The organism is Nonomuraea sp. NPDC049750 (assembly GCF_040659625.1).
Classification (GTDB): Bacteria; Actinomycetota; Actinomycetes; order Streptosporangiales; family Streptosporangiaceae; genus Nonomuraea.
This window is the reverse complement of the sequence record NZ_JBFANB010000013.1, coordinates 166,241-191,316: the sequence shown is the minus strand read 5'-3', so window position 1 is coordinate 191,316 and position 25,076 is coordinate 166,241. Positions and strand designations below refer to the sequence as shown.

The window sequence follows — 25,076 nt, the reverse complement described above, 5'->3', positions numbered from 1 at the left end:
CGGTCGAGAGGTCGTGCATACGTCCCCGCTTACCCCGTCTGACCACACGTTACGCACCCGGTACCGCGAGGCCCGATTCGTAGGCGGTGATCACCGCCTGCACTCTGTCGCGCAGCCCGAGCTTGGCGAGCAGGTTGCTGACGTGCGTTTTCACGGTGTGCTCGCTGACCACCATGGCCTTGGCGATCTCCGCGTTCGACAGTCCGCGCGCGATCAGCTGCAGCGTCTCACGCTCTCTCGCGGTCAGTACGTCCAGCGCGTCGGCGGGCCTGGCGGCGGGCCGGGAGGTGAACTCGGAGATCAGCCTCCTGGTCACCGTCGGCGCCAGCAGCGACTCGCCCTCCGCGACCACTCGTACGGCGTTGACCAGATCGTCCCGGCGCACGTCCTTCAGCAGGAACCCGCTGGCCCCCGCCCGCAGCGCGTCATAGACATAGTCGTCGTGGTCGAACGTGGTGAGCATGAGCACCCGGCAGCCGGTCTCCGCGCAGACGATCTTGGCCGCCTCGATGCCGTCCATCCTGGGCATGCGGATGTCGAGCAGGAGTACGTCCGCGTCGTGTTCGCGGACCGCGGCGACGGCCTGGAGCCCGTCGCCCGCCTCGGCCACCACGTCGATGTCCGGCTGCGCGTCCAGGATCATCGCGAATCCGCCGCGGACCAGCTCCTGATCGTCGGCGACCACGACCCGGATGCTCGGGACCGCCTCCTGGCCGGTCATGCCAGCGGGAGTGGCCGCGTCCTGGCCGGTCATGCCCGGGCCAGCGGGAGCCGTACCGACACGTGGAAGCCCGGCCCGTCGGTGCGGGGACGGGCCGCGGCGCTGCCACCGCAGGCGGCGGCGCGCTCACGGATGCCGATCAGCCCGTGCCCGCCCGAAGGCAGCCCGCGCCCGCCTGACGGCAATCCGTGCCCATCGTCGGTGATGTCGAGCATCAGGGTGTCGTCCTCCCAGGTGAGCCGGATGTCCGCGTGGTTCGCGCCGGCGTGCTTGACGATGTTGGTGAGTGCTTCCTGCGTGACCCGGTACGCCGCCACCGCGCAGTCGGGTGAGACGGGCCGTGGCGTTCCGGTCGAGGCGTACGCCACCCGCAGCCCCGTGTGGGAGACCTGGTCCGCGAGGGCGGGCAGGTCGTCGATGGTGGGCTGTGGCGCGCGCGGCGCCTCCTCGTCCTTCAGCACGCCCAACATCCGGCGCAGCTGCATCATCGCGTCCCGTCCCGCCGCGGCGATCGCGTCGAAGGCGGCCTCCGCCCGCGCCGGGTTGCTCCTGACCACCACGGGCCCCGCCTCGGCCTGGACGACCATGAGGCTGACCGCGTGGGCGAGGATGTCGTGCATGTCGCGGGCGATCCTGGCGCGCTCGTGCTCGGCCGCGCGTTCCGCTTCCATCTGTCGCTCCCTTTCCAGCCGTTCGGCCCGTTCCTCCAACGCGGCGGCGTGGGCGCGGGAGGTGGCGGTGGCCCGGCCGATGGCGTACGCGGCGACGAACAGCACCGTCCCGCGCAGCGCGGTCTCCGACGAGCCGACCACGAGCAGGCCACCGGTGACGGTCATGGCGAGCACTAGAATCCGCTGCCAGGTGCCGGAGTAGGCGGCGACCGTGTAGAGCGCGACCATGCCGCCGTACCAGACGGGCTGGCGCGCGACGTGGTCGGCGAGATCGTAGAGGGCACCCGTGCACAGGCAGACGACCAGTACGGTGATCGGCGCCCGCCGCCGCCAGACCAGGGGCAACGACGCGACGATCACCACCGCGTACCCCCACCAGTCCCAGGGCTCGCCGGTCCGATCGTCGCTGGACAGCAGGGGCCAGAGCTGGGCGATCAGGATCACCGCGGTGAGCGCGGCGTCCACCCAGAGGTGAGGGAGCGCCGCGATCCTTCGACGCACGATGTCGATAAGCGACAAGTCGGACACGGCGCCCCATCTTTCCCTATGCTGGCTCATGCTTCCCGTACGCCGGCTCTCACGCATGTACGGGAGCGTGCCTCGCCGTCGTCGTACGGCGGCCCATCAGCGGCAGGAAGGAGACGAACAGCAGGATCGCGCCCACCGGGATGAGGTCCTTGTCGACCGCCGACAGCACGACCTCGCCCAGCACCGCCACCGGCACCCAGACCTTGACCAGCCGGTGCCCGGCGAGCAGGGCGGCGAAGGCGAGCTGGGCCACGTAGAACAGGATCGGGCCCGCGCTGTAGACGGCCAGGTCCACCCCCGGCACCGCCTTCACCTGCTCGAACATCGGGCTCATCGCGTCATGGTCGGCCGCCAGGAAGCCGACGATGATGTCGATCGCGAACTGGGCAGCCGCGCAGCCGATCCCGACGACGCCCGCGACCAGGGCCGCGGTGGCGAGGGCGGACCGCCCCAGCATCCTCCGCATCTCCCAAAATATCGGGATAAACAGTGTCAGAGCCCCGAGAAAGGCGAGGTGCCCGGCGGTCCAGGCAAAGCCAGGACCTCGGACGCCGTCGAAGCCGTCGACGATTCTGAGCAGACCGTAGGTCAGGACGAGCAGGGGGGCGGCGATGAGCGCGGTGCGATTCTTCATGACCGGTTCTCCTTCAAGCTGCGGGATATGCAGCCCATCCTCGGAGTTCGCCGCTCAAAAGGGATCGCCGCGACGGGCGATCCTCGGCCTCCCTCTCAAGAGCGAGTCCCGTCGCTCAGGAGGGCGATGTCGATCGCACGTACGCCGAGATCGACGGGCAGGCGCTGGAGCAGTCCTGGCAGGGCCGGCTCCAGAAGGCCTCCGCTCCGGCGGCTGTCAGGCCGACATCGGCGTCCCGGCATCCGGGGCATCGCTGGGCCTGGTCGGCACTCTGCGGGACCAGGCCGCGGGGTCGATGAGGTCGCCGGCGCTAAGGGTTGGCCGGGCGGTCGCGGGAGTTGTTGATGCGTAGCGCCTCGGCGAGCTGGTCTTCCAAGATGATGATCCGGCAAGCGGCTTCCAGGGCGGTGCCCTGGTCGACGAGCTCGCGGGCCCTGGCCGCCAAGCGCAGCTGGTAGCGGGAGTAGCGGCGGTGGCCGCCGTTGGAGCGTTGCGGCTCGATCAGTTTGGCGGCGCCCAGGCTGCGCAGGAAAGCCGCGCTGACGCCCAAGATTTCCGCGGCCCGGCCCATGCTGTAGGCGGGGTAGTCGTCATCGTCGAGTTTGGCTTCAGCGCTGGCATCCACCGCCGCATCGGAGGGTGGTAGGGCGCGGGACTCGGCTTTGTCGCCGTAAGCGGCGCTTGACGCGAGCGTGGAAGTAGCGGCCGTGGTGCGGGGCTTGGGCTTGCTATCGGGCCCTGTGGCCAACTCTGGGGATGTTCGATCCATGTAACCTCCTGAACGCGGACGAGGGCCCCGGCGCCATGATGCGCCGGGGCCCGCAACTAGGTTGTTCAACACCATCTACCGGCCAAGAGGCCGAATTGCCGTTTCCGCAACAGCCGCCCGCTGTGGGCGGGGGTGCGGGGATCGCGTAAGCGTGACCGTAGACCACCTTCCCGTCTGTGGAGCTGCGGTACCCGTGCGGCGAAAACACGCCGGCGACGGGCGATCCTGATGGCGTTCAACACTCCCTTCGCTATCTGTGAACCTTCTACAACCCATGTCATGAGACGACCTTCGGCCGCTCTGGCAGCGCGTCCACGCGTCGGGCCCCTTGCGACTGCTCGGCCTTTCACGTCCGACCTTCTGCCGGTTACTGCTCACTTGCAACTGCGGTACTGCTGCGACCCGTATGGCCGCTCTGGCAGCGCGTCCACGCGTCCGGCCCCTTGCGACTGCTCGGCCTTTCACGTCCGACCTTCTGCCGATCACTCCTGCTATCCACGCTCGTCCGGGCGGCTCGTCGTGACGCCGGGTATCTCGTGCGCCGCCCTCGTGGATCCGTTCCTTGCGATGGAAGAAACACTAGCCACAACAGCAACGAATGTCTACTGCGGCGACTACAGATTTTCGATCCCTGGCGCAGCAGTCTCACCAGATGGCCTCTGGCGAGGAGTTCGTGGTCAGGAGGCCGCTTCGATGACGCCGTGGACGGCCCGGGAGACGCGCTCGGCCGCCGTGTCGGGATCGGGCCGTCCGGCGTCCAGCCAGGCGATGACCCCTTCGACGGTCACCGCGAACACCAGCCGCGCCGCCCAGTCCGCCCACTTCGGATCGACGATCCTGGCGGTCAGATGATGCCGGGCGATCCGGACGGACTCGCGGGTGAAGTCGTCGATGAGCTCGCGGAACTCCGGCTCGCGGGCCGCATGGCGGAACAGCAGCCGGAACCCGTCCGGATCAGCATCGGCCGCTCGCATGAGCGCCGGGATCGTCTGGTCGTTGAAGCCCGATTCCCCCACCCGTTCGCCGAGCCGCGAGCACGCCCGGTCGAGCACCGCCTGATAGAGGTCGGTCTTCGACTCGAAGTGCCGGTAGAGGATCACCCGGCTGACGCCCGCCTCGCCGGCCACGTCGTCGAGGCCGGTGGCCGTGTAGCCGCCCGCGGCGAAGGCGCGCGTCGCGGCGTCGAGGATCTGCTCCCGGCGCTCGGCCCGGGGCATCCGCCGGACGGTTTCCATGAGCGCTCCTCTTGTTTACTTTCGAGTCTACAAATACCGTTGTTCACATGCCAGTAAACAAGCTTCCCTTCGAGCAGCCTGAGCTCCTCCGGCCGGCGCCCCTGCTGCGCGCGCTCCAGGCCGAGGGGCCGGTGCATCGCGTAAAGACGAGCACGGGCGACGACGCCTGGCTGGTGACCGGCTACGAGGACGTGCGGCGCCTGCTCGACGATGACCGGCTCGGCCGCTCGCACCCCCAACCCGAGACCGCCGCGCGCATCGGCGAGTCCGCGCTGTTCGGTGGCCCGATGGGCGACTTCGACACCGAGCACGAGGACCACACCAGGATGCGGGCGGTCTTCCAGCCGCACTTCTCGCCGAAGCGCATGCGGGCGTTCCGTCCGCGCGTGGAAGAGCTCACCGACCAGCTGCTCGACGAGCTGGAGCGGAAGGGCTCACCGGCCGATCTCCACCAGGCGCTGGCGCTGCCGCTGCCGATCCTGGTCATCTGCGAGCTGCTCGGCGTGCCGTACGAGGATCGCGACCAGTTCCGCGCCTGGACGGAGGCGGCGGGCAACACCGCCGACAACGCCCGCTCGATGCAGGGCCTGATCGACCTGTACGAGTACGGCAAGAGCCTCGTCGAGCGCAAGCGGCACGCGCCGGGCGACGACGTGATCTCTCGCATGATCGAGGTGCCCGACACGAACGACGACGAGATCGCGCGACGGGCCATGAACCTGCTGTTCGCCGGACACGAGACCACGGTCGTGCAGATCGGCATGGGCGCCCTGTACCTGCTGGCGAACGCGGAGCAGTGGGACGCCCTGCTGGCCGAGCCCGAGCTGCTCACCGGGGCGATCGAGGAGATCCTCCGGGTGCCCATGGTGAACGGCACCGGCGGCATCCCCCGATACGCCCGCGTCGATCTGGAGATCGGCGAGGTCACGGTCCGGGCGGGCGAGCTGGTCCTGCTGCACATCGGCATGGCCAACCACGACGAGACGATGTTCGCGGACCCGGAGCGGTTCGACATCACCCGGGAGGCGATGGCTCACGTCTCGTTCGGCTACGGTGCCCGCTACTGCATCGGGGCGCCGCTGGCCCGGATCGAGCTGCAGGCGGTGTTCGCCCGGCTCATCCCGCGTTTTCCGGGGATGCGGCTGGCGGTGCCGGTCGAGGAGCTGCGCGTGCGCGCCGACTCACTGACGGCAGGCCTGGTGTCGCTGCCGGTTAAATGGTGAAGTTTCCCCTTCTTAGGAGGGAATGCGTTCGAGCAGGCTCTGCATGTCGTCGGCGTGCTCCTCCTCCTTGGCCAGGAGCTCCTCGAACACCCGGCGGGTGGTGATGTCCTTGTCGCCCAGCCACTGGATGATCTCGGTATAGCTGGCCACCGCGATCCGCTCCGCGACCAGGTCTTCCTTGATCATGTCGATCAGTCCGCGGCTCTCGTCGTACTGGGAGTGGGCGCGGGAGCTGAGCGTGTCGGGGTTGAAGTCGGGCGCGCCGCCGAGCTGTACGATCCTGGCCGCGAGTTTGTCGGCGTGCTCCTGCTCCTCGCCGGCGTGCTCCAGGAACTCCGCCGCCACCGACTCCGACTGCAGCCCGGACGCGGTGTAGTGGTGCCGCTTGTAGCGGAGCACGCACACCAGCTCGGTGGCCAGGGCCTCGTTGCACACCTGGATGACGCGCTCCAGGTCGGCGCCGTAGGCGTCGGTGATCGGGCCCTTGTCGATCTCGACGCGGGCGCGCTCGCGAATGGTCTTGATGTCGGTCAGGAACTCAGCCATGGCGCCCATATGCCCACTCGCTTGGCAAAGACGCCCCTTCGTCCGCAAAATCAGCCCTCATGGTTGGCGAGCCGGGCGACGGTGTCGGCGACGCGCCGCTGCCTGGTCTCGGCCTTCTTGGCACCTTCGACCTGCAGGACGTAGCGGAGTTTGCGGGAGTACGACAGCCCTTCGAAGAAGCGCTTGGCCTCGGGAGCGTCGTCGAGCGCCGCGGCCAGGTCGGCCGGCGCCGCCACCTCCCGGGGCGCGGTGTCGAGCTCCAGCGTCACCTCCACCTCGTCGCCCGCGGCCACTCCGGCGCCCTGCCGGTTCTCGGCGCTTAGCGGCAGCATGTACCGCCCGCCCATGGAGGCGACCGTGCTGCGGTAGCCGTAGCCATTGATCGTGACGCTGACGGCGGGCCGCCTGCTTCCGCCGAGGCCCTCGACGACTTCGCTGGGGACCCCGATGCCCGTGGCGGTCTTGCCGCCCAGTTCGACGACGGCGCGGAATCTCATTGGAAGAATCCTTCCAGGGCCGGTGCCAGGGCCGCGGCCTTGACGATGTGCGTCTGGCCGTCGAGCGTGTGGTGCTCGGCGTTGGGCAGCACGTCGGCCCAGGCCCGCATGCCGTTGCGCATCCACGCGGGGCTCTTGCCGCCGCAGATCACCAGGGTCGGGATCTTGACCGAGGCCCAGGGGGCGGCGGGGAGCGGCTTGCCGCGCTCGTAGTCGGCCACGAACGCGACGTCGTAGAGCAGCGTGTGGACGATGGCCTTCATACCGGACCAGGCGGGCATGAAGCGCATCATGGCGACGACCGCGCCGGGCAGATTGACGCCCTTGCGCATGAAGTAGGCGACTGCCTGGCCCCGGCGCCCGGTGGCGACCATCTCTTCGAGCTGCCGTACGTAGTCGCCCGGGATCGGTGGCCGGGTGTCGTCGACCACGAACGGCGCCTCGTAGACGGCCACCTTCGACACCGGCAGGCCACTCTCGACGGCCGCCATGGCCAGCGCCGCGCCGGAGGAGATGCCGTACAGGAAGGCAGTGCCGCCCGCCTCTTCCACCAGCGCGGCCAGATCCTCGATCTCGCGCTCGGGGGAGAACGGCGCGGTGTCGCCGCTGTCGCCGCGCCCCCGGCGGTCGTAGGTGTAGACGGTGAAGCGCCGAGCCAGCTCCTTGGCCAGCGCCGGGTTCGGGCCGGCCGCGCGGTGGCACATCGCGCCGTCGACGAGGATGACCGCCGGACCCTGGCCTATGCGGTCGTACGCGAGCTGGGTGCCGTCTTTGGAAGTGACCTTGTCCATATTCGTCTCCTTGTCGGATGGTTGCAGCCTCCCACCGACAATTATTTTTGTCAAGGAACGACCAGGGGACCCTCAGTGATCGGTACGGCCGGCTCGTTCGTAAGGTGGCAGCATGAGCATCGCCGATGATCCGGACCGCGCACCCGCCCGCTCTCACCTGTACGCCATGGGACTGTCGGAGGAGGAGATGCGCCGCCCCATGATCGGCATCGCCTCCACCTGGACCGGCACGATGCCCTGCAACCTCACCCAGCGTGAACTGGCCGCGCACGTCGCCACGGGGGTGCGCAGGGCGGGTGGCACGCCGATGGAGTTCAACACGATCGCCGTCTCCGACAACCTGACCATGGGCACCCCCGGCATGCGCGCCTCGCTGGTCAGCCGCGAGATCATCGCCGACTCGATCGAGCTGATGGGCCGGGCGCACGGGTTCGACGCGCTGGTGTGCATCGTGGGGTGCGACAAGACCGTACCGGCGGGCATCATGGCGCTGGCCCGCCTGGACGTACCCGCTGTCGTCCTCTACAGCGGCAGCATGATGCCCGGCCGCTGGCGCGACCGGGACGTCACCATCCAGGACATGTGGGAGGCCCTCGGCGAGCGCGCGGTCGGCCGGGTCGACCAGGCCGACGTGGACGACCTGGCCAAGTACGCGTGTCCGGGCCCCGGCACCTGCGCCGCCCAGTACACCGCCAACACCATGGCCTCCGTCGCCGACTTCCTCGGCCTGGCCCCGTTCGGCATCGGCGACATCCCGGCCGTCGCCGAGACGAAGAACGCCGCGGCCGAGCGCGTCGGCGAGCTCGTCATGGACGCGCTGGCCCGCGACGCCAGGCCCTCGCGCATCCTCACCGAGGACGCCCTGCACAACGCCATCGTCTCGGTGGCCGCCATGGGCGGCTCGACGAACGCCGTACTCCACCTGCTCGCCATCGCCCGCGAGGCCGGGCTGCCGCTGCGCGTCGACGAGATCGGCGCCATCTGCCGCCAGGTCCCCATCATCACCAGGCTCATGCCCAGCGGCGCGCACACCGCCGCCGACCTGTGGCGCGCGGGCGGCACCGCGCTGGTGGCGCGGCGGCTGCTGGACGCGGGCCTGCTGCGCGCGGACGCCGCCCTGGTCGACGGCCGTACGTACGCCGAGGTCGCCGCGGCGGCGACGGAAACGCCGGGGCAGCAGGTGGTCACGACCGTCGAGAACCCCGCCAAGGCACGCGGAGCGCTGGCCGTCCTGCGCGGCTCGCTCGCCCCTGACGGCTGCGTGCTCAAGCTCAGCGGCAAGGCGGACTTCCGGTTCGAGGGCCCGGCCCGGGTGTTCGACTCCGAGGAGGAGTGTTTCGCGGCGATCCAGGAGGGACGGATCCTGCCGGGCGACGTGATCGTCGTCCGCTACGAGGGCCCGGCCGGCGGCCCTGGCATGCGGGAGATGCTGTCGATCACGGGCGCGCTGGTGGGCACGGGGTTGGGGGATTCGGTGGCATTGGTCACCGACGGGCGCTTCAGCGGGGTCTCGCATGGCATGGTCATCGGGCACGTCGCACCCGAGGCGTACGTCGGCGGCCCGCTCGCGCTGGTACGTGACGGCGACGTGGTCGTCATCGACAGCGCGGCGGGGACGCTGGACCTGAACGTGGCGGAGGAGGAGCTGAGGCTGCGGCGGGACGCCTGGGTACGGCCGGAGCGGCCGGTCGAGCGAGGGGTGCTGGCCAAGTACGCGGCGACCGTCAGGTCCGCCTCGGACGGCGCGGTGACCGTTTGACCGGTGCCGGCTACTCGACGCTTTTCGCTATTGGGGGGCGTGAGCCGGTGAGGCTAGCGGCGGGACGGCAGGCTCGGCGTCACCGTGTCCGGTCCCAGGTGATTCCACAGGATCGACAGTGGCGAGAAGAAGATTCGATCCCCTGACGGGAGGTTCGTCGCACCGAGGTGCAGGACATACCCGGCACGGAACCTGTCGCCGAGCTTGTCTCTCAGCCAGCGCAGGTGCTTGGCGTCCTCGCTCTTGGGCGTGGCTGACGCCTTGACCTCGATGCCGACCACAGTGCCGTCGCGGCGTTCGAGGATGAAGTCGACTTCGCGCTTCTCCCTGTCCCGATAGTGCCGTACGGCGACATGTCGGCGGGCGAAGGTCGACAACTTGAGAAGCTCCGCGAAGACGAAGGTCTCCAGCAGTCCGCCGAGGGCTGGATGACCAGGGGCAAGGAGCGACTCCGCGTCCACGTCCATGAGATGGGCGGCCAGTCCGCTGTCGGTCACATAGGTCTTGGGCGCGTGGGTCACCCGAGAGCTGAGGTTGTTGGACCATGCGGGCGCCGGAGCGACCAGGAACACGGTTTCCAGGTAGGCCAGATATGTGCGCACGGTTGCGACGTCCAGCCCTAGACCTTCGGCGATATGGGCGAGGACGACCTGGCCGCCTGCTCTGGCCGCGACCAGAGCGATCAGATCGGGGATCGCCTGGGCCTTGTTGACATGCGCGAACTCGCGGATGTCGCGCGAGATCACGGTGTCCAGGTAGCCGCGGAACCACGCCCGAATCGCCACTGGTGAGTTCAGGCGCAGGACTTCCGGATAGCTGCCCTGGCTGATGAGGTGGATGTAGTCCTCGCGTGTCCATGCCGACTGGCGACCGGTGAAGGCCCCCGGGTCGAGGAACGCCTGATCGCAGAATGTGCCCGCGTCGCCCACTCGCTCGCTGACCGCGAAGGGCCACAGGTCCACGAAGGCCACCCGACCCGCGAGCGACTCCGACAACGTGGGGATGCTGAGAAAGCGGGTCGATCCTGACAGCACGAACTGGCCTGGAGACCAGTCCTCGTCGACTATCTGCTTGATGGCCAGAATCAGGGGATCGCCGGCTCGTTGGATCTCGTCGATGATCACCGGTTGGGGCCGTCTGCGTGCGAAAGTGCGCGGATCGTCCTTGGCGATGGCGAGCTCTGAAGGATCGTCGAGGGTGGTGAATGTGGCTTCGCCGAACCGTCGGCAGGACTGGAGCAGCGTTGTCTTGCCGGACTGGCGCGGCCCGTTGATGATGACGATCCTGAGCTCTGCGAGAAGCTCCTTGAGAGAGTCGGCCGCGAGCCGAGGAAGAAGATCCATACCGCCCTCACCTGCAAATAGACAGCGCAGAGCCCGGTTTTCCCTGTTTCGCGGGCTGAGTTTTCCCTGTTTCGCGGACTCTATTTTCCCTGTTTCGCGGCCCGCGCGTACAGAGGATCGCCGATCGACGGTCAGGAGATCGATCCTTCGCGAAGGGGCGCGGTGGCCGTCCAGCTCTCGCCCGGGACACTCCCATGGAAGAACGACCGGTGCCAGACCACCCGGCTGGCTAGCCTGGGACGACAATGACTCGAACCTTCTTCGAACCCGACGAGACCGACGAGTTCGAGGCTGCCGTGGGTCTGCTGACCCGCCGCTGCCTCGCCTGGGCGGACGAACACGGCCTGCCCGCCGACGACACGGTGCTGGCGGCGGCCCTGGAATCGCGCCACCGCAGCCGCGACGGCCGTCTGGCCTACTGGGACACGGAACAGGTGCGGCGCTTCCTGCTGGAATGGGTCCCGCACTACGTGGTCGCTCCTCGGGACATCCTCGAGGCCGCGCCGGACTGCCTGCTGACCTTCCTGCGCTACCTCGACGCCTCAGGTCTGCGCGACCCGCGCGGCACCGCGGTGGCGGACCTGTCGTCCGCCGTGACCGAGGCCGAGTACACCGCCGCGCTGAACGATCCCCTCCGCCAGAGCGTCGCGAAGTTCTGGACGCGGACCGCCGTCGACAGGGGTGTCGATTTCGACGATCGCCGGGCGGTGGAGAAGTTCCAGCGGGACGTCGACGCCGGGCGGGTGACGTTCGACGCCGAGGTCCTCGACCAGCTGATGATGGCGCGGCTCACCGAGCCGGGGCCGGACGAGGAGCGCGCATACGCCCAGCCGCCCATCGCCCTCCCGCCCGCGGCGGAGCTCACCGAGGCGGCGGCTCAGAGCGTTCTCGTACGGCGACTCGCCGCCGTGGCGGAGTGGGCCGGAGCGGACGGGCGACCGCTCACCGCCGCGGGGGCTCCCCGGCGCCCCGACGCCCGAGAGCTGGCGGCACTGCTGGAAACCGGGGAAGACAACCTGCGCGTCGCCGAGATGCGCCAGGTGAACCTCCTGCTCGCTTGGGCGAAGAAGGCCCGCCTGATCCGTACGAGCAAGGGACGGCTGTTCCGGGTGGCCAAGGCCGCGCCGATCCTGCGCGATCCGGACGCCCTTTGGAGACGTGCGTTCGAGACGTTCTTCGAGATGGGCAGCACGATCGGGGCGCCGCCTTCGTCCTGGTACCCCGCCTCCATGCTCGTCGAGTCCTTCGACGAGATCCTGCCGGACGTGCTGAACTCGATGTACGGCCTGCCGAGTCCTGTTCCCGTGGTCCGCCTCCAGGAGTCGGTTTGGCTGGCCTGCAAGGAGTACTTCCTGGTCGATGACAAGGGATTCCGGGAGGAGGCGTGGCGGCGGCAGGTCGATCTGGACCTGGTGGCCGCACTCGAGGCGCTGGCCGCGCTCGGTGCCGTGGAGCTGAGCCATGGGGCGGCCGACGAACTGTACTCCAGCGACCTCGATGACGAAGACCAGCCCCTGGATTCGGCGGCGGCCACCCGGCTGCTGGCCCGCCTGCGCGATCCGGACCTCCTGCTGGCCCGTCTGACGCCGCTGGGCCTGGGGGCCACCCGGGAACGCATGCTCGCGGAAGGCCGTGACGCCCCGCTGATCGGCCAACTGGCCACCGCGCCACCCGCCGAACTCCTCGGCCTGCTCGCCCAGCACTACCCGCCCGAGGCGGCCGCCGTCGAGCTGTCCGGCTGGCTGGCGGTGCCGGGGCAGGACGTCGAGACGCTGCTGCGGGCCGTACGCGATTGTCCATTCCGTACGCGGGCTTCGGCCACGCTCGGCATCCTGACGGAAGCACTGCCCGACGGCCCGTCGATACTCCGGAGCCTGCGCGCCGACCCCGTCCTCGGCCCCCTCGCCCTGACCGCGCTCCTCGACGGCGGAGACCTCCAGCCGGAGTCCATCGAAGATCGCGAACAACTGCTGCTACTGGCGGAAGGGCTGCTCAACCTCCTCGAACTCGGAGGACCAGAGGCCGTCCTCGAGCAGGTCACCGAGATGGCGGGAAAGGACGCGACGGGAGTGATCGAGGCGGCCGTGAGCTCTGGGCATCCTGACGTCATCGGCTTGGCGGAACTGGGCGAACTCGTTGCCCAGTCCGCCCGTGCCCACCCGCTACGCCTCGTGCCCGGCAACGCACCAGGATCACGCGGGCGTCGCCACGGCAAGAAGCGCAAACACTGAGACAGAGCTTGTTCCGCATCTGCGTACGAAAGTGCGCGGATCGTCCTTGGCGATGGCGAGCTCTGAAGGATCGTCGAGGGTGGTGAACGTGGCTTCGCCGAACCGTCGGCAGGACTGGAGCAGCGTTGTCTTGCCGGACTGGCGCGGCCCGTTGATGATGACGATCCTGAGCTCTGCGAGAAGCTCCTTGAGAGAGTCGGCCGCGAGCCGAGGAAGAAGATCCATACCGCCCTCACCTGCAAGTAGACAGCGCAGAGCCCGGTTTTCCCTGTTTCGCGGGCCGCGCGTACGCAGGATCGCCGATCGACGGTCACCGATCGATCCTTCGCGAGCGACCCGATCCGCCAACGGAGAGCCGCGGTCCGCGGATGTTCCGCGGCCTTCCTGCCCCGCCAGACCGCGACTCCCACGGAGCCCTGAGCTAGCGGACCTTCCGGAAGAATGCCCGTACGTCGTCGACCAGCAGGTCAGGGGCCTCCATGGCGGCGAAGTGGCCGCCCCGGTCGTACTCCGACCAGTGGATCACGTTGTGCTCGCGCTCCGCGATCCGCCGGATCCCGCCGTCGCCGGGGAAGACCGCGACCCCGTGCGGGACCTCCGACCGCTCGACCGGCGTTCCCCACTGTGCCGAGCCCTCCTTGTAGAGCCGGGCCGACGAGGCGGCGGTGCGGGTCAGCCAGTAGATCGTCACGTCGGTCAGCATCTGGTCCAGGTCGACCGCGTCCTCGGGCAGGTCGTGCGCGGGGTCGGTCCACTCCTTGAACTTCTCCACGATCCAGGCCAGCTGGGCGGCGGGGGAGTCGTGCAGGCCGAAGGCGACGGTCTGCGGCCGGGTGGCCTGGATCATCGCGTAGCCGGAACGGTCGTTGTCGGCGTACTGCTGCATGCGGGCCAGCTCGGCCTCCGTGAGGCCCTCCATCTCGGCCGGGTCGAAGGTCGGGAAGCCGAGTGCGCCGTTGACGTGTACGCCGGCCACCCGGTCGGGGGCGAAGCGGCCGAGTTCGGGGGAGATGACCGAGCCGCTGTCGCCGCCCTGGGCGCCGTAGCGCTCATAGCCGAGGCGGCTCATCAGCTCGGCCCACGCGCGGGCGACCCGGCTCAGGTCCCAGCCGGTCTCGCGGGTGGGGCCGGAGAAGGCGAAGCCGGGGATGGACGGGGCGACGACGTGGAAGGCGTCGGCGGGGTCGCCGCCGTGGGCGCGGGGGTCGGTGAGCGGGCCGATGATCTTCATGAACTCGACGATCGAGCCGGGCCAGCCGTGGGTGAGGACCAGCGGCAGCGCGTCCGGCTCGGGGGAGCGCACATGCAGGAAGTGGATGTTCTGGCCGTCGATCTCGGTGGTGAACTGCGGGTACTCGTTGAGCGCCGCCTCGTGCTTGCGCCAGTCGTATCCGGTGCGCCAGTACTCGGCCAGCCGCCGCACGTACGAGACCGGGATGCCGTACGACCAGCCGACGTCGGGCAACTCGTCGGGCCAGAGGGTGCGCGTCAGCCGGTCGTGCAGGTCGTCGAGCGCGGACTGCGGGATATCGATGCGGAACGGACTGATCTCCGTGGTGAACGTCATACAGAACACGTTAGGAACGAGCTAGGTCAGGAGCGGTCCTAGGAGTGCGGCAATCTGGAGAGCATGTTGGAGACATCGGCCCGGTTGCTCAGACTGCTCTCGCTCCTGCAGACCTATCGGGAGCGGTCGGGTGTGGAGCTGGCCGAGCGGCTCGGCGTGACCGTGCGTACCGTCCGCCGTGACGTCGGGCGGCTACGCGAGCTCGGCTATCCCGTGCACGCCATCCCGGGCGCGCCCGGTTACCGGCTCGGTGCGGGTACGGACCTGCCGCCGCTGCTGTTGGACGACGAGGAGGCGGTGGCGGTCGCGGTGGGGCTGCGGACGGCGGCCGGGGGCTCGGTGTCGGGGATCGAGGAGACCTCCGTGCGGGCGCTGGCCAAGCTGGAACGGGTGCTGCCGTCCCGGCTCCGGCATCAGGTGCACGCGCTGCAGTCGATGACCGTGCCGATGGGGCGGGCGGGTTCGGTGGTGGATCCGACGGCCCTGACCGCGATCGCCGCCGCCTGCCGCGACCACGAGACCTTGCGGTTCGACTACCGGACGCACGACGGGCAGGAGAGCGTCCGCGCCGCCGAGCCCTGTCGGCTCGTCCATTCGGGGCGGCACTGGTACCTGCTGGGCTGGGACACCGACCGGGCCGACTGGCGTACGTACCGGATCGACCGCCTGAGCCTGCGGACGCCGAACGGGCCGCGGTACGTCCCCCGCGACCCGCCCGACTCCGACGTGGCGGCCTACATGTCCCGGTCGATCTCCAGCGCGCCCTATCGGTATCAGGGCCGATTCAAGATGTACGCGCCGGCCGAGGTCGTCGCCGGGCACATGCCGGCCACGACTGGGACGATTGAGCCGATTGACGAGCGGTCCTGCATGCTGTCCAGCGGGGCGAACCACCTTGACGAACTCGCCGTCTGGGTCGCGCTGATGGACATCGACTTCGAGGTGCACGCGCCGCCCGAACTCGTCGACCGCGTCCGCGCCCTCTCCACCCGCCTCGCCACCGCCGCCGGCTCATCCCCTGTCGGGCCAGCCTGACAGCCTGACGGCCCGCTTGAGGAAGACGACGCCGTCGATCAGGTCGAGCTGGGCCGGGTCCAGCGGGAAATAGGCGAAATCTTGGGAGACGCGCTGGGCGGGCTTCGTGACGGCCTCGGCCAACTGGCGGGCATCGATGAGCGAGTGGTCCCAGGGGAGCGCGGACAGGATGCCCTCGACGGTGTCCGGGGACGGGGTGTCCTCGCCGACCGTGCCGAAGGCCGAGGCCAGGAAGGCGTACCGGTCGCCCAACTGCGTCCTGGTGATCGCCCCCGCGCTCCACCACTCCAGCGTCTGGTCGCCGAACGACATGAAGCTCTTGTGCCGCTGCAGGTGGAGGTTGGCGGAGAAGACCAGGGCCGGGCCGTGCTCGGCGATGGCCCGCAGGTTGGCGGCCATCATCGCGTCCCGCAGGGCCGACAGCCGGGTCCACCGGGCCGGGGACGCGTCGGCCATCCAGTAGTGGAAGCGGAGCAGGCCGACGGCGGTGCGTCCGTACAGCTCCGCCAGCTCCCTGTCCGCCGCACTCAGCCCCGGCGCCTGCGTGTCGAGCAGCGCCACCAGGTCGTCGGCGATCAGCCGCAGCCGCTGGGCGTCGGCGGACTGGCCGATCGACACGGACGGATCCATGGCCGTGGCCTCGTTCGACCACCTGTCGTCCGGGCCGAGCAGCGTGTCGAGGGCTTCCCTGGTCACTACGGCGCCGAGGAGCGGGCCGTCGAGGAGGTCGTAGAGGCCGGTGAGCGCTTGGCGCGGGCTCGCCGCCCAATACTCCAGCGGGCCGTCGAAGCCGAAGAACCGGAGCTTTTCGTCATGGTCCTCGTTGTACGTACGCATCCAGCGGACGAGCTCGCGGTTGGCCGGGGACGTGCCGAAGTTGTGGCTGAAGCCGCGCTCCATGACGTCGTCGAGCGTGCCCGTGCCCGTCGTGATGTAGTCGTTCACCACGAGGCCCATGAGGCAGTCGCTCTCGATGGCGAACGACCGGTAGCCCTCGTGCTCGACCAGATGCCGGAAGATCTCGTTGCGCGCCTCGCCCAACTCCTGCACGAAGTGCCGGGCCTCGCCCAGGCCGAGCAGCAAGGGCTTGGCGGGCAGCGTCCGGAGGAACTCCGAGATGCTCGCGCCGTCGAGCGGACGGGCGGTGTCCTTGATATCCATTCCTTAAACGGTATCGTTGAACTTTCGATGTAAACTTTGCCGCGCAAATACCTCTTCCACCGCGACGGACTCTCAATCGGTGATGCATCCATGAGGCCAGTGGACCTGGCGCGCGAGCACGGCCTGTCCACCCAGGCGATCAGAAACTACGAGGACGCCGGCATCCTGCCCGCCGCCGAACGCACCGCCCACGGCTACCGCACCTATACGCCGCTGCACGCGCAAGCCCTGCGCGCGTTCCTCGCGCTCGTGCCGGGCCACGGTCACCACACGGCCACGTCGATCATGCAGGCGGTCAACCGGGGTGCCACCGAGGACGCGCTGCGGCTCATCGACGAGAGCCACGGCCAGCTCCTCGACGACCGCCGCACCCTCCAAGCCGTCGAAGCCGCGCTCCGCGATCTGGCGCCGGTGCCGCAGGAGCGCGGCGACACCTTCATCGGCCCCCTGGCGCGCAGGCTCGGCATCCGCCCCGCCACGCTGCGCAAATGGGAGAACGCCGGGCTGATCCAGCCGCGCCGCGATCCGCAGACCGGCTACCGGATCTACAGCGCGGCCGACGTACGGGATGTCCGGCTGGCCCACCAGCTCAGACGGGGCGGCTACCTGCTGGAGCAGATCGCCCCGCTGATCGCTCAGGTCCGTTCCGCCGGAGGCGTCGCCCCCCTGGAGTCGACCCTGCGCGACTGGCAGGCCCGCCTGTCCGCTCGGGGTCGCGCCATGCTCAGAGGCGCCGCCGAGTTGGACGCGTACCTCCGCGAACCTTGAGGCCTTATGAGTTGTTGGCGAGTACACAGGCGACCGGCGGGTCGAGCTCAAGCGTCTCGACCCGGAGCTGGGTGAAGCCGGCCTGGGTGAGCAGGTCCTGTAGCTCTTGGGCGGCTCGGACCGTGGTGTCCCGGGTTGCGCCGGGGCAGCGCGGCTGGCTGACGAGCGCGATACGTCCTCCGGGTCGGAGCAGGCCGCGCAGCTCGCGAAGCCGCGCCACCGGGTCGGGCCAGAACCCCAGGGAGTTGACGGCGAGAATGGCATCGAGCGGACCGCCGAAGCCCGGCAACCGCTCCACGGAGGCGCACGTGAGGTGCACACGGCGAGCGCGGACAGCGGCGGCGTTGTGGCGGGTGGCCCGCCGGACCATGGCCTGCGAGTGGTCGACGCCGAAGACATGGCCCTGGGTGGCGCGGGCAGCGAACTCGGCGATGGCGATGCCGGGACCGAACCCGATCTCGAGCACCCGGTCGGTTGGCTGGACGTCCAGCAACCGCACCGCCCAGATGTTGCGCTGCCGGTTGGAGGGGCGATGGGCGAACATCCAGCCGTTCGCCCACCCGACGATGCCCCGGGGGCGATGGGCCTGGCCCACCAAGTATCTGATCACGCGTTGCTTGAGAGATGTACCCGCTGTCTGCATGATCGTCAGTCAACGGCTTCAAGTACGCTTGAAGTCAACATGGACGAGCAGCTGACGATCGGCGAGCTGGCACACCGCACCGGTGTGGCCACCTCCGCCCTGCGCTACTGGGAGGACCTCGGCCTGCTACCGGCACCGGCCCGAGTCTCCGGCCAACGGCGTTATCCGCCGTCGGCGGTCGAGCTGGTCGGTGTGGTGTTGCTGCTGCGAGGTGTCGGTTTCACGTTGCGGGAGGTCAAGGCGTTCGTCGCAGCTCACTCGCCGGACGGCGACGGCTGGCGGGAGCTGTACGAACGCAAGCTCGCCGAGCTGGACCAACGAATCGCTCAGGCTCAGGTGGCCCGCACGGCCATCGCCCATGGGTTGGCCTGCCCGCACGAGAACATCTTCGAGTGCGCCAACTTCACCAGCGGGGTCACGGCGCTCCTGGCGGGACATTCTGTCGAAGAGGCGCATTCGCAGATCCACCCTGGGATGCCCTACGTCAGGAGCCCGTGATGCTGAGCAGCGAGAACCACTGATTGATGACGCGAGCCTTTCCACGAGACGGTGGTATGACGGCGAGATAACTGGTCACACTATTGCGCTTGAGCCGCTTCTTGAAGGTCTTGCCGTGGCTCAGAGCAGCGGTTTCGCGACCAGGGAAGCTTGCGGTGAACGTGCTCCCGGGCCGGGCGACGAAGCTGTCTCCCTGCAGAGCCCCGTACCAGATGAGGGCCCCACCCGCAGAGGTCTTGAGCGCGAAGATCTCCGGCATGAGTTTCGGCTGGTAGCGCACATTCCACTGACCGCCCAGCCCTTTCCGCTCATCCAGCACGGCATTGGCGGTTTCAGTGGTGAACCTGCCCGCAGCGATCGTCTGCCGGGCACGCGGGTCGGCGCCCGCGGTGGCGATCAGGCGCACATGCGACTGGGCCGCCTGCCGGGGCGAGATCGCGAGAGTTCCGCGCTCGTCCACCGGTAGCGCGGTGGCGAGTCCGTCGCGATCCTTGGCTATGGCGGGCACCTTCATCGTCGAGTCCGTGAAGGAGGACGCGACCACGCGCCATCCTTGGGCCGTCTTCTGGAAGATGGCCTGCGTCCAGGACTTGTTCCCTTTCCGCGTGAATTCGGCCAGGAACCACGGCGCATTAGCGCCGCCGCTCCTGGGAATGGTGAAACGCGTCTTGCGTATCTCCATCGGATTGGTGCTGTGGTTGCCGATCATCCCGTTCAGGCGCTCGTCGGCCTTGGTCTGCCGCAGGGAGAGCCCCGCCTCCGCGGCCTCCCATCCTTTCCCCTGAAGTACGGCCTGGTCGGCCAGTTTCTCGTACCGGCCGAGAATGCCCTTGGCCTCAGCCGGGGTGACCACGCCTTGCTGGGCTGGGGTCGCGCGTGCCTGGCGTCCGCCGACTGCCCATGGGGGTTGCTGAGCGGATCCGCTCCCGCAGGCGGCGACACCAGAAAGGACTAAAATTGCTAGAACGGGAGCTGAATGGCGAATGTTCATCGCTGTCTCCGGATGTCGATTGCCACGATGTACGTAGCGCAGATCGGCCCGGGTTCAGACAATTACCTGACATTCTCGTTATAGATCGCGCTGAATTGTCAGTTGAGGTGCGTCACCGCCCCTTGCCGGGGAAGGAGCACTGCTCAGCTCTTCCCAGGAGCCTCTTGACGTACCCCCAGAAAGAGGCATTGTCGAGGCTGCAAACCTGGTCGACGCTCATGGACACGCCGGGCAGTTCACTCGCGGCCTTGGCCACGGCCGAACGGTCGGCGCCCGCCCTGATCCGGGCACGGAAGGACTCGGGCATGTCGGTGAGGGCTGTCGACTTCAGGAGTAGGGGCTTGTCCTTGTACGCCTGACGGAAGTTGTCCCAGGCCTGCTGTTGGTCCTCAAAGCTGACGCTCTCCACCTCAGGCCGGGCCTCCAGCGCCAGCTGGAGATTCTGCCGTTCTGCCGTGGTGATCCCGCCTCCCACGCAACTATCGCGGGGGTCGCTGTCACCGCAGAAGAAGACCGAGACCTCGGGCCCTCCAGATGGCACCGTGCTGTCCTGTGACATGGCGACGATGCTTTCCTGCGGTTCCAGCGAGGGGGCGGTGAGCTCTACCACTCCGAAGACTGTCACTGCGACAGTAAGAGTGACGGCGGCGACTCTGATCATGCCCTTCCTGGAGCTGCGGCTGGGCCGCGGGGCGGGGAATGGACGTTGGTCGTCGCGGACGATCTCCGCGCGAGCCGTCATGGCGTCGCGGAGCCGCTCTTCAATGCTGCTCATGCGTTGTCTCCCAACTCGTTAAGGAGCCTGGCCCGGGCTCGGGCGGTCATGGACCTGACGGTGCTCTGCCTGACGCGCATGGCCTCGGCGATCTCGGCGTCGGACAGGTCGAGGTAGAAGCGCAGCACCAGGGCCTCTCGCTGGCGGCGCGGCAGGCGGGCCAGCGCGAGCAGCACCTCCCGCCGCGACTCTCCGATCAGCGCGGCGGTCTCCGCCGAGTCGGCCAGGCCCGCGACCGGCTCGACCCGTCGCAGCGCGAGCGCCCGGCGGCGAAGGATCGATCGGGAACCATTGAGCACGCACGTCCTGACATAGGCGATCGTCGTGACTCCCGGCCGCCACCTGCCATGAAGCCGAGCGAACACGTCCTGCACCACGTCTTCGGCCGTCTCCTGGTCGCCGAGAAGCAGCACCGCGAGCCGTACAAGACCGAGCCGATGCTGGCGATAGAAGGCGACCAGCTCAGCGTCAGGGGATGCGGCTGGCGGAGCGGACACCTTCGATGCCGGCTCCCCCAGCCGCAAGATTTCGCTGTCCATGGTCTATGAACGCGCACCTCTACGGATCCGCTGCTTCTCGGCGTCGGAAATAATCCGGACGACGCGATGGCCGTCTCCGTTTCCGATGATCCTGGGCAGGCCCGCGCCAAGTCTGTACATACCGGGCCCGTCGATCGGCTGATCGGCTGGGCGTCCAAGGACACTGCTGGCATGGACGGGCGTGAGGCGAGTGCGGCGGCGGAGCGGGCGGAGTTCGGGGGTGCCGTGTACGGCTCGCTGCTGGCGGCTTCCGTGGTCGCCGGCTCCGCCGCGGAGGGCGGACCGCCGTCCCCGCCGGAGCTCGTGACGCTTCTGGTCTGTACGGGGGTGGTGTTCTGGATCACCCATGTCTATGTCCAGGTGGTGAGCTCCGGTTATCCCGCCAGGCCCCTCACCTGGGCGAATTTGCGCACGGTCGCCAGGCGTGAATGGCCGCTGGCCCAAGCCTCGTTCCCGCCGTCGATCGCCGCGGCCATGGCCTCGGGGCTGGGCATGTCCAACGCGGTCGCGGCTTGGGCGGCGTTGTGTGTCGCGGTGGCGAGCCAGGTCACCTGGGCTGTGACTGCGGCGGTCAAGATCGGCTCTTCCAGAAGAGTCGTCGTCATCTCCGGAATCGCCAACCTCGCCCTCGGCCTGGCCATCGTCGCGCTCAAGACCGTGGTCGCCGGCCATTGACGCCTGGACAGGCGGCCATCGCAAGTGCCGTGGGAGGGGTCAGCTCGACAGGCCGTGGGTCTTGACCCACTCGGTGGCGACCTCGTCCGGGTCCTTGTGGTCGTTGTCCACGAGCGAATCGAGCTTGCTCAGCTCCTCGGTGGTCAGCGCGGTGTTCAGCTTGGCCAGGGCGGTTTTGACCGTGTCGGTGGCCTTGTCGGTGCGGATCAGCGGGACGATGCGCTGGGCCGGGATGAGGTGCTTCGGGTCGGCCAGTACGACCCACCCGTTCTTCGCGATGTCCACGTCGGTGCTGAAGAGGTTCCCCAGTTGGACGTCGCCGCTCTTCAAGGCTCCCTTGACCAGCGGTCCGCTGGCGTCGAGGGACTTGAACTCCTTGAACTCCACACCGTAGACCTCCTTGAGCCCGACCACGCCGACCTGGCGGGTCTTGTCCTCCGGAGGGCCGCCGAAGACCAGTTTGCCGTTGTGCTTGGCCAGGTCGGCGAGGGTGCTGAGGCCGTACTTGGCCGCGGTCTCCTTGGTGACGGTGAAGACGTCCGCGTCCTCGGCGGCCGCCGGCGGCAGAACCGTCAGTCCCTTCGGCAGCTTGGCGGCGAGCGCCTGCTGCAGGGCGTCGGAGTCGCTCGCGGTGGCCTTGGGGTCGAAGTGCAGCAGGAGGTTGCCCTGGTATTCGGGCAGCAGGTCGATGTCGCCGTTCTGCAGCGCGGGCACGACGATCTCCCGCGAGCCGAGGTTGGGCTTGACCGTCGTCTTCACGCCCGCGGCTTCGAGGACGTCGGCGTAGAGGTAGCCGAGGATCTGGTTCTCGGAGAAGTTGGCCGTACCGATCACGATCGTGGAGTTCCCAGACGCGGCGGTGGTCGGCGGCGTGTTCAGGCTGGTCGTGCCGCCGCCGCAGGCGGCGAGCACGGGGAGTACGGCGAGCGCGAGCGCGCCCGCGACGAAGTTCCGGCGATTCATGAAGTCTCCATCAAAGCGATGATCAAGTAAGGCGGTGGCGGAAGAGAAGGCGGTGGATTCCGGCGAGGATGAGGTCCACGGCCACGGCGAGGACCGCGACGAGGACGGCGCCGCCCAGGACCTGGGTGAGGTCGCGCTGGGCGAGGCCGTCGAAGATGTACCGGCCGAGACCGCCGAAGCTGACATAGGCCGCGATGGTGGCGGTAGCGATGACCTGTACGGTCGCCAGCCGCAGCCCTGTCATGATCAGCGGGGCGGCGAGAGGGATCTCCACCCGCCACAACGACTGAAGCCCGGTCATCCCCATGCCGCGGGCGGCGTCCTTGGTGTCCGCCTCGACCGCGGCCATGCCCGCGTAGGTGTTGGTCACGATCGCTGGGATGGCCAGCGCGACCAGGGAGATGTACACCGGGGTCATGCTCAGGCCGCTGACCAGGAAGACCAGGGTGACGATGCCCACGGTCGGGAGGGCACGACCGAAGCCCGAGAGGTTGATGGCGAGGAACGCGCCGCGCCCGGTGTGGCCGATGAACAACCCGATGGGCAGGGCGATCAGCGCGGCGACGAGTGTGGAGAGCAGGGAATACTCGATGTGCTCGAACAGCCGCTGGGCGATGCCTTCCGAACCGGCCCACTGGCCGGCGGAGGTCAGCCAGGCGACCAGCTTGGAGAGGAGATCCATCATGCGCGCGCTCCCTTGCGGATCCAGGGGGTGCAGAGCCATTGCACAACGACGAGCACCGCATCGGCGACCAGCGCGAGCAGCAGCGTGAGGACCACCCCGGCGAGTACGGGGGTGGGGAAACTGCGCTGGAAGCCATCGGTGAACAGCTGGCCGATGCCGCCATATCCGATGTAGCTGGCCACGCTGACCAGGGAGATGGTCATGACACTGGCCACCCTGACCCCGGCCATGATCACCGGTAGGGCGAGCGGGAACTCGACTTTCACCAGCGTGCCCAGACTGCCCCTGCCCATGGCCAGGGACGCCTCTCGGACCTTGGCGGGCACGCTGTCGAGCCCCTCGACGGTGTTGCGGAGCAGGACGACCAGGGTGTAGACGGTCAGCCCAGCGATCGCGGTCGTCCTGGTCAGCCCCGTGACCGGCAGCAGCAGGACGAACAGCGCCAGCGACGGCACCGTGAACATGATGTTGGAGACGCCGAGCAGCAGCCCGCGGAGCGGACGGACCCGGTGGGCGACCACGGCGAGCGGCAGCGCGATCAGCAGGCCGAGCAGTACGGCGGGGACCGCCGTCGCCAGGTGGTCCAGCGTGAGCGTCAGCAGGTCGTCGGTGTGCGTGGTGAGCCAGCCCCACTCGATGGTCATGCGAGGCTCCGCTGATGGGCGTGCACGACGTCGTCTCGGGAAGCCCCGACCAGCACGCCCGCCGCGTCCACCCGTACCGCCATCCCGGTGGGAGAGGAGACGGTCTCATTGAGCGCCGAGAGCAGCGAGTCGGAATCGGTCAGGCCGCGCACCGGGGTGAGGGCCGCCTGCCCGATCGAATCAGACCCGTCGAGCGCGTGGACGTCCAGCCAGCCCGCGGGTTTGCCGTCGGGGGAGACCGCGAGCAGCCAGCGCCCCGTCGCCTCCGCGCGCGCCTGCGCGGCCGTGTCGGTGGTACGTATCGCGGCGATCGGCTCGTACGGCACGTCCTGCAGCGAGATGAGAGAGAGCAGCTTCAGCCCGCGTTCCGCGCCGAGGAATCCGGCGACGAAGTCGTCGGCCGGCCGGGCGAGCAGTTCGGCGGGTGGGGCGACCTGGACCATGTGCCCGCCGGTGCGGAAGATCGCGATGCGGTCGCCGAGCCGTACGGCTTCGTCGATGTCGTGGGTGACGAAGACGATGGTCTTGCGGAGTTCGGCCTGCAGCCGGATCAGTTCGTCCTGGAGCAGGGTCCGGACCACCGGGTCGACCGCCCCGAACGGCTCGTCCATGAGCAGGACGGGCGGGTCGGCGGCCAGCGCGCGGGCGACGCCCACGCGCTGTTGCTGACCGCCGGAGAGCTGGTGGGGATAGCGTTTGCCGGACTCGGCGGCCAGGCCGACGACCTCAAGAAGCTCGGCGGCCCTGGCGCGGGCCTTGCGCCGGCCCCAGCCGAGCAGCGTCGGCACGGTGGCGATGTTGTCCAGGACAGTACGGTGCGGGAAAAGGCCCGCCTGCTGGATGACGTACCCAATGCCGCGCCGCAACTGAGCAGCCGGCAGTTCCCGTACGTCGCGCCCGCCCAGGCTGACCGTGCCAGAGGTGGGATCGACCAGCCGGTTGATCATCCGGAGCGTTGTGGTCTTGCCGCAACCGGAGGAGCCGACGAGCACCGTGATGCCCCCTTCGAGAAACTCCACGGAGAGGTCGTCCACGGCTGTCGTGCCGTTGGCGAACCTCTTTGTGACTGACTCGAATCGGATCATGGGCACCACCCTTGCCGGTCTGCATGTATTCATGCAGACTCATGCACGAATGAAGATGTGTCAATAGTCGGTTTTGTGCAGGTGAAAGGGAGTTGAACG

General features: G+C 68.8%; 27 protein-coding genes. 7 read left to right on the top strand and 20 right to left on the bottom strand.

Translation table 11 applies throughout. From position 1 onward, the window contains the following. Positions 1 to 49: 49 nt before the first annotated feature. The 5 genes from AB0J16_RS30870 to AB0J16_RS30850 all read right to left on the bottom strand — a co-directional run bounded on the left by AB0J16_RS30870 (position 50) and on the right by AB0J16_RS30850 (position 4,558). The gene (locus AB0J16_RS30870; RefSeq protein ID WP_358545603.1) at positions 50 to 754 is read right to left on the bottom strand and encodes a response regulator transcription factor; all 705 of its coding nucleotides are present in this window, start codon (positions 752 to 754) and stop codon (positions 50 to 52) included. Further along, the gene (locus tag AB0J16_RS30865) at positions 751 to 1,920 is read right to left on the bottom strand and encodes a histidine kinase (RefSeq protein ID WP_358545601.1); all 1,170 of its coding nucleotides are present in this window, start codon (positions 1,918 to 1,920) and stop codon (positions 751 to 753) included. The genes AB0J16_RS30870 and AB0J16_RS30865 overlap by 4 nt, the downstream gene beginning before the upstream one ends. Positions 1,921 to 1,969: 49 nt before the next feature. After that, the gene (locus AB0J16_RS30860) at positions 1,970 to 2,554 is read right to left on the bottom strand and encodes a hypothetical protein (protein ID WP_358545599.1); all 585 of its coding nucleotides are present in this window, start codon (positions 2,552 to 2,554) and stop codon (positions 1,970 to 1,972) included. A gap of 310 nt (positions 2,555 to 2,864) precedes the next feature. Continuing rightward, positions 2,865 to 3,125 carry a MerR family transcriptional regulator gene (locus AB0J16_RS30855; protein ID WP_358545787.1) on the bottom strand — a complete coding sequence of 87 codons (261 nt, stop codon included), beginning with the start codon at positions 3,123 to 3,125 and terminating at the stop codon, positions 2,865 to 2,867. An 875-nt stretch (positions 3,126 to 4,000) separates the two neighbouring features. Further along, positions 4,001 to 4,558, bottom strand: a complete 558-nt coding sequence (locus tag AB0J16_RS30850; protein ID WP_358545597.1) for a TetR family transcriptional regulator — start codon at positions 4,556 to 4,558, stop codon at positions 4,001 to 4,003. A 47-nt stretch (positions 4,559 to 4,605) separates the two neighbouring features. Here AB0J16_RS30850 and AB0J16_RS30845 point away from each other — a divergent pair, with 47 nt between their 5' ends. Next, positions 4,606 to 5,781: a cytochrome P450 gene (locus AB0J16_RS30845; protein WP_358545595.1), complete on the top strand. Its 1,176-nt coding sequence runs from the start codon at positions 4,606 to 4,608 to the stop codon at positions 5,779 to 5,781. Positions 5,782 to 5,793: 12 nt separating this feature from the next. On the opposite strand, the gene AB0J16_RS30840 is transcribed toward AB0J16_RS30845, so the two are convergent. Genes AB0J16_RS30840 through AB0J16_RS30830 form a run of 3 tightly spaced genes read right to left on the bottom strand, consistent with a single transcriptional unit; the run spans position 5,794 to position 7,615 of the window. Then, positions 5,794 to 6,327: a ferritin-like domain-containing protein gene (locus AB0J16_RS30840; RefSeq protein ID WP_358545593.1), complete on the bottom strand. Its 534-nt coding sequence runs from the start codon at positions 6,325 to 6,327 to the stop codon at positions 5,794 to 5,796. Positions 6,328 to 6,377: 50 nt separating this feature from the next. Beyond that, a complete protein-coding gene (locus AB0J16_RS30835; RefSeq protein ID WP_358545591.1) occupies positions 6,378 to 6,824 on the bottom strand; it encodes a YdeI/OmpD-associated family protein in 447 nt (148 codons plus the stop codon). Beyond that, positions 6,821 to 7,615 (bottom strand): alpha/beta hydrolase, encoded by a 795-nt coding sequence (locus AB0J16_RS30830; protein ID WP_358545589.1) that lies wholly within the window; start codon positions 7,613 to 7,615, stop codon positions 6,821 to 6,823. Before AB0J16_RS30830 ends, AB0J16_RS30835 begins: the two co-directional genes overlap by 4 nt. A gap of 112 nt (positions 7,616 to 7,727) precedes the next feature. On the opposite strand from AB0J16_RS30830, the gene ilvD reads away from it, so the two are divergent. Continuing rightward, positions 7,728 to 9,374, top strand: coding sequence for a dihydroxy-acid dehydratase (gene ilvD / locus AB0J16_RS30825; protein WP_358545587.1), 1,647 nt, complete (start codon positions 7,728 to 7,730; stop codon positions 9,372 to 9,374). Positions 9,375 to 9,427: 53 nt separating this feature from the next. On the opposite strand, the gene AB0J16_RS30820 is transcribed toward ilvD, so the two are convergent. Then, on the bottom strand, positions 9,428 to 10,717 hold the full coding sequence (locus AB0J16_RS30820) for an ATP-binding protein (protein WP_358545585.1): 1,290 nt from the start codon (positions 10,715 to 10,717) through the stop codon (positions 9,428 to 9,430). A 245-nt stretch (positions 10,718 to 10,962) separates the two neighbouring features. Here AB0J16_RS30820 and AB0J16_RS30815 point away from each other — a divergent pair, with 245 nt between their 5' ends. Next, complete coding sequence (locus AB0J16_RS30815) at positions 10,963 to 12,948, top strand: hypothetical protein (protein WP_358545584.1); 1,986 nt, start codon at positions 10,963 to 10,965, stop codon at positions 12,946 to 12,948. Here the strand turns inward: AB0J16_RS30815 and AB0J16_RS30810 are convergent. Together AB0J16_RS30810 and AB0J16_RS30805 are read right to left on the bottom strand one after the other, a co-directional pair. Continuing rightward, the gene (locus tag AB0J16_RS30810) at positions 12,910 to 13,173 is read right to left on the bottom strand and encodes an AAA family ATPase (RefSeq protein ID WP_358545582.1); all 264 of its coding nucleotides are present in this window, start codon (positions 13,171 to 13,173) and stop codon (positions 12,910 to 12,912) included. The two genes, AB0J16_RS30815 and AB0J16_RS30810, sit on opposite strands and share 39 nt — an antisense overlap. A 196-nt stretch (positions 13,174 to 13,369) precedes the next feature. Continuing rightward, positions 13,370 to 14,515 carry an epoxide hydrolase family protein gene (locus tag AB0J16_RS30805; RefSeq protein WP_358545580.1) on the bottom strand — a complete coding sequence of 382 codons (1,146 nt, stop codon included), beginning with the start codon at positions 14,513 to 14,515 and terminating at the stop codon, positions 13,370 to 13,372. Positions 14,516 to 14,578: 63 nt separating this feature from the next. Here AB0J16_RS30805 and AB0J16_RS30800 point away from each other — a divergent pair, with 63 nt between their 5' ends. Next, entirely contained in the window at positions 14,579 to 15,550 is a 972-nt protein-coding gene (locus AB0J16_RS30800) for a WYL domain-containing protein (protein ID WP_358545578.1), read from the top strand. Here AB0J16_RS30800 and AB0J16_RS30795 read toward each other — a convergent pair. Further along, complete coding sequence (locus AB0J16_RS30795) at positions 15,527 to 16,711, bottom strand: erythromycin esterase family protein (protein ID WP_358545576.1); 1,185 nt, start codon at positions 16,709 to 16,711, stop codon at positions 15,527 to 15,529. The genes AB0J16_RS30800 and AB0J16_RS30795 overlap by 24 nt on opposite strands. Positions 16,712 to 16,801: 90 nt before the next feature. Between AB0J16_RS30795 and AB0J16_RS30790 the strand changes: the two genes are divergently transcribed. Further along, positions 16,802 to 17,479, top strand: a complete 678-nt coding sequence (locus AB0J16_RS30790; RefSeq protein ID WP_358545574.1) for a TioE family transcriptional regulator — start codon at positions 16,802 to 16,804, stop codon at positions 17,477 to 17,479. Between the two features lie 4 nt (positions 17,480 to 17,483). Here AB0J16_RS30790 and AB0J16_RS30785 read toward each other — a convergent pair whose 3' ends face one another. Next, positions 17,484 to 18,089, bottom strand: coding sequence for a class I SAM-dependent methyltransferase (locus tag AB0J16_RS30785; protein WP_358545573.1), 606 nt, complete (start codon positions 18,087 to 18,089; stop codon positions 17,484 to 17,486). Between the two features lie 72 nt (positions 18,090 to 18,161). Between AB0J16_RS30785 and AB0J16_RS30780 the strand changes: the two genes are divergently transcribed. Beyond that, positions 18,162 to 18,620: a MerR family transcriptional regulator gene (locus AB0J16_RS30780; RefSeq protein WP_358545571.1), complete on the top strand. Its 459-nt coding sequence runs from the start codon at positions 18,162 to 18,164 to the stop codon at positions 18,618 to 18,620. On the opposite strand, the gene AB0J16_RS30775 is transcribed toward AB0J16_RS30780, so the two are convergent. The 3 genes from AB0J16_RS30775 to AB0J16_RS30765 form a co-directional block, all read right to left on the bottom strand. Next, a complete protein-coding gene (locus AB0J16_RS30775; protein ID WP_358545569.1) occupies positions 18,607 to 19,473 on the bottom strand; it encodes a hypothetical protein in 867 nt (288 codons plus the stop codon). The genes AB0J16_RS30780 and AB0J16_RS30775 overlap by 14 nt on opposite strands. A 250-nt stretch (positions 19,474 to 19,723) precedes the next feature. Next, entirely contained in the window at positions 19,724 to 20,386 is a 663-nt protein-coding gene (locus AB0J16_RS30770; RefSeq protein WP_358545567.1) for a permease-like cell division protein FtsX, read from the bottom strand. Next, positions 20,383 to 20,925 (bottom strand): sigma-70 family RNA polymerase sigma factor, encoded by a 543-nt coding sequence (locus AB0J16_RS30765; protein WP_358545565.1) that lies wholly within the window; start codon positions 20,923 to 20,925, stop codon positions 20,383 to 20,385. The genes AB0J16_RS30770 and AB0J16_RS30765 overlap by 4 nt, the downstream gene beginning before the upstream one ends. Positions 20,926 to 21,096: 171 nt before the next feature. On the opposite strand from AB0J16_RS30765, the gene AB0J16_RS30760 reads away from it, so the two are divergent. Continuing rightward, on the top strand, positions 21,097 to 21,600 hold the full coding sequence (locus AB0J16_RS30760) for a hypothetical protein (RefSeq protein ID WP_358545564.1): 504 nt from the start codon (positions 21,097 to 21,099) through the stop codon (positions 21,598 to 21,600). A 39-nt stretch (positions 21,601 to 21,639) separates the two neighbouring features. Here the strand turns inward: AB0J16_RS30760 and AB0J16_RS30755 are convergent, their stop codons facing one another. From AB0J16_RS30755 to AB0J16_RS30740, 4 genes are read right to left on the bottom strand one after another with little or no spacing between them, the layout of a single operon-like run. Then, on the bottom strand, positions 21,640 to 22,563 hold the full coding sequence (locus AB0J16_RS30755; protein ID WP_358545562.1) for an ABC transporter substrate-binding protein: 924 nt from the start codon (positions 22,561 to 22,563) through the stop codon (positions 21,640 to 21,642). A 22-nt stretch (positions 22,564 to 22,585) separates the two neighbouring features. Beyond that, positions 22,586 to 23,248, bottom strand: coding sequence for an ABC transporter permease (locus AB0J16_RS30750; protein WP_358545560.1), 663 nt, complete (start codon positions 23,246 to 23,248; stop codon positions 22,586 to 22,588). Next, positions 23,245 to 23,892: an ABC transporter permease gene (locus AB0J16_RS30745; protein ID WP_358545559.1), complete on the bottom strand. Its 648-nt coding sequence runs from the start codon at positions 23,890 to 23,892 to the stop codon at positions 23,245 to 23,247. The genes AB0J16_RS30750 and AB0J16_RS30745 overlap by 4 nt, the downstream gene beginning before the upstream one ends. After that, positions 23,889 to 24,977: an ATP-binding cassette domain-containing protein gene (locus tag AB0J16_RS30740; protein WP_358545557.1), complete on the bottom strand. Its 1,089-nt coding sequence runs from the start codon at positions 24,975 to 24,977 to the stop codon at positions 23,889 to 23,891. Before AB0J16_RS30740 ends, AB0J16_RS30745 begins: the two co-directional genes overlap by 4 nt. Between the last annotated feature and the right edge of the window lie 99 nt (positions 24,978 to 25,076).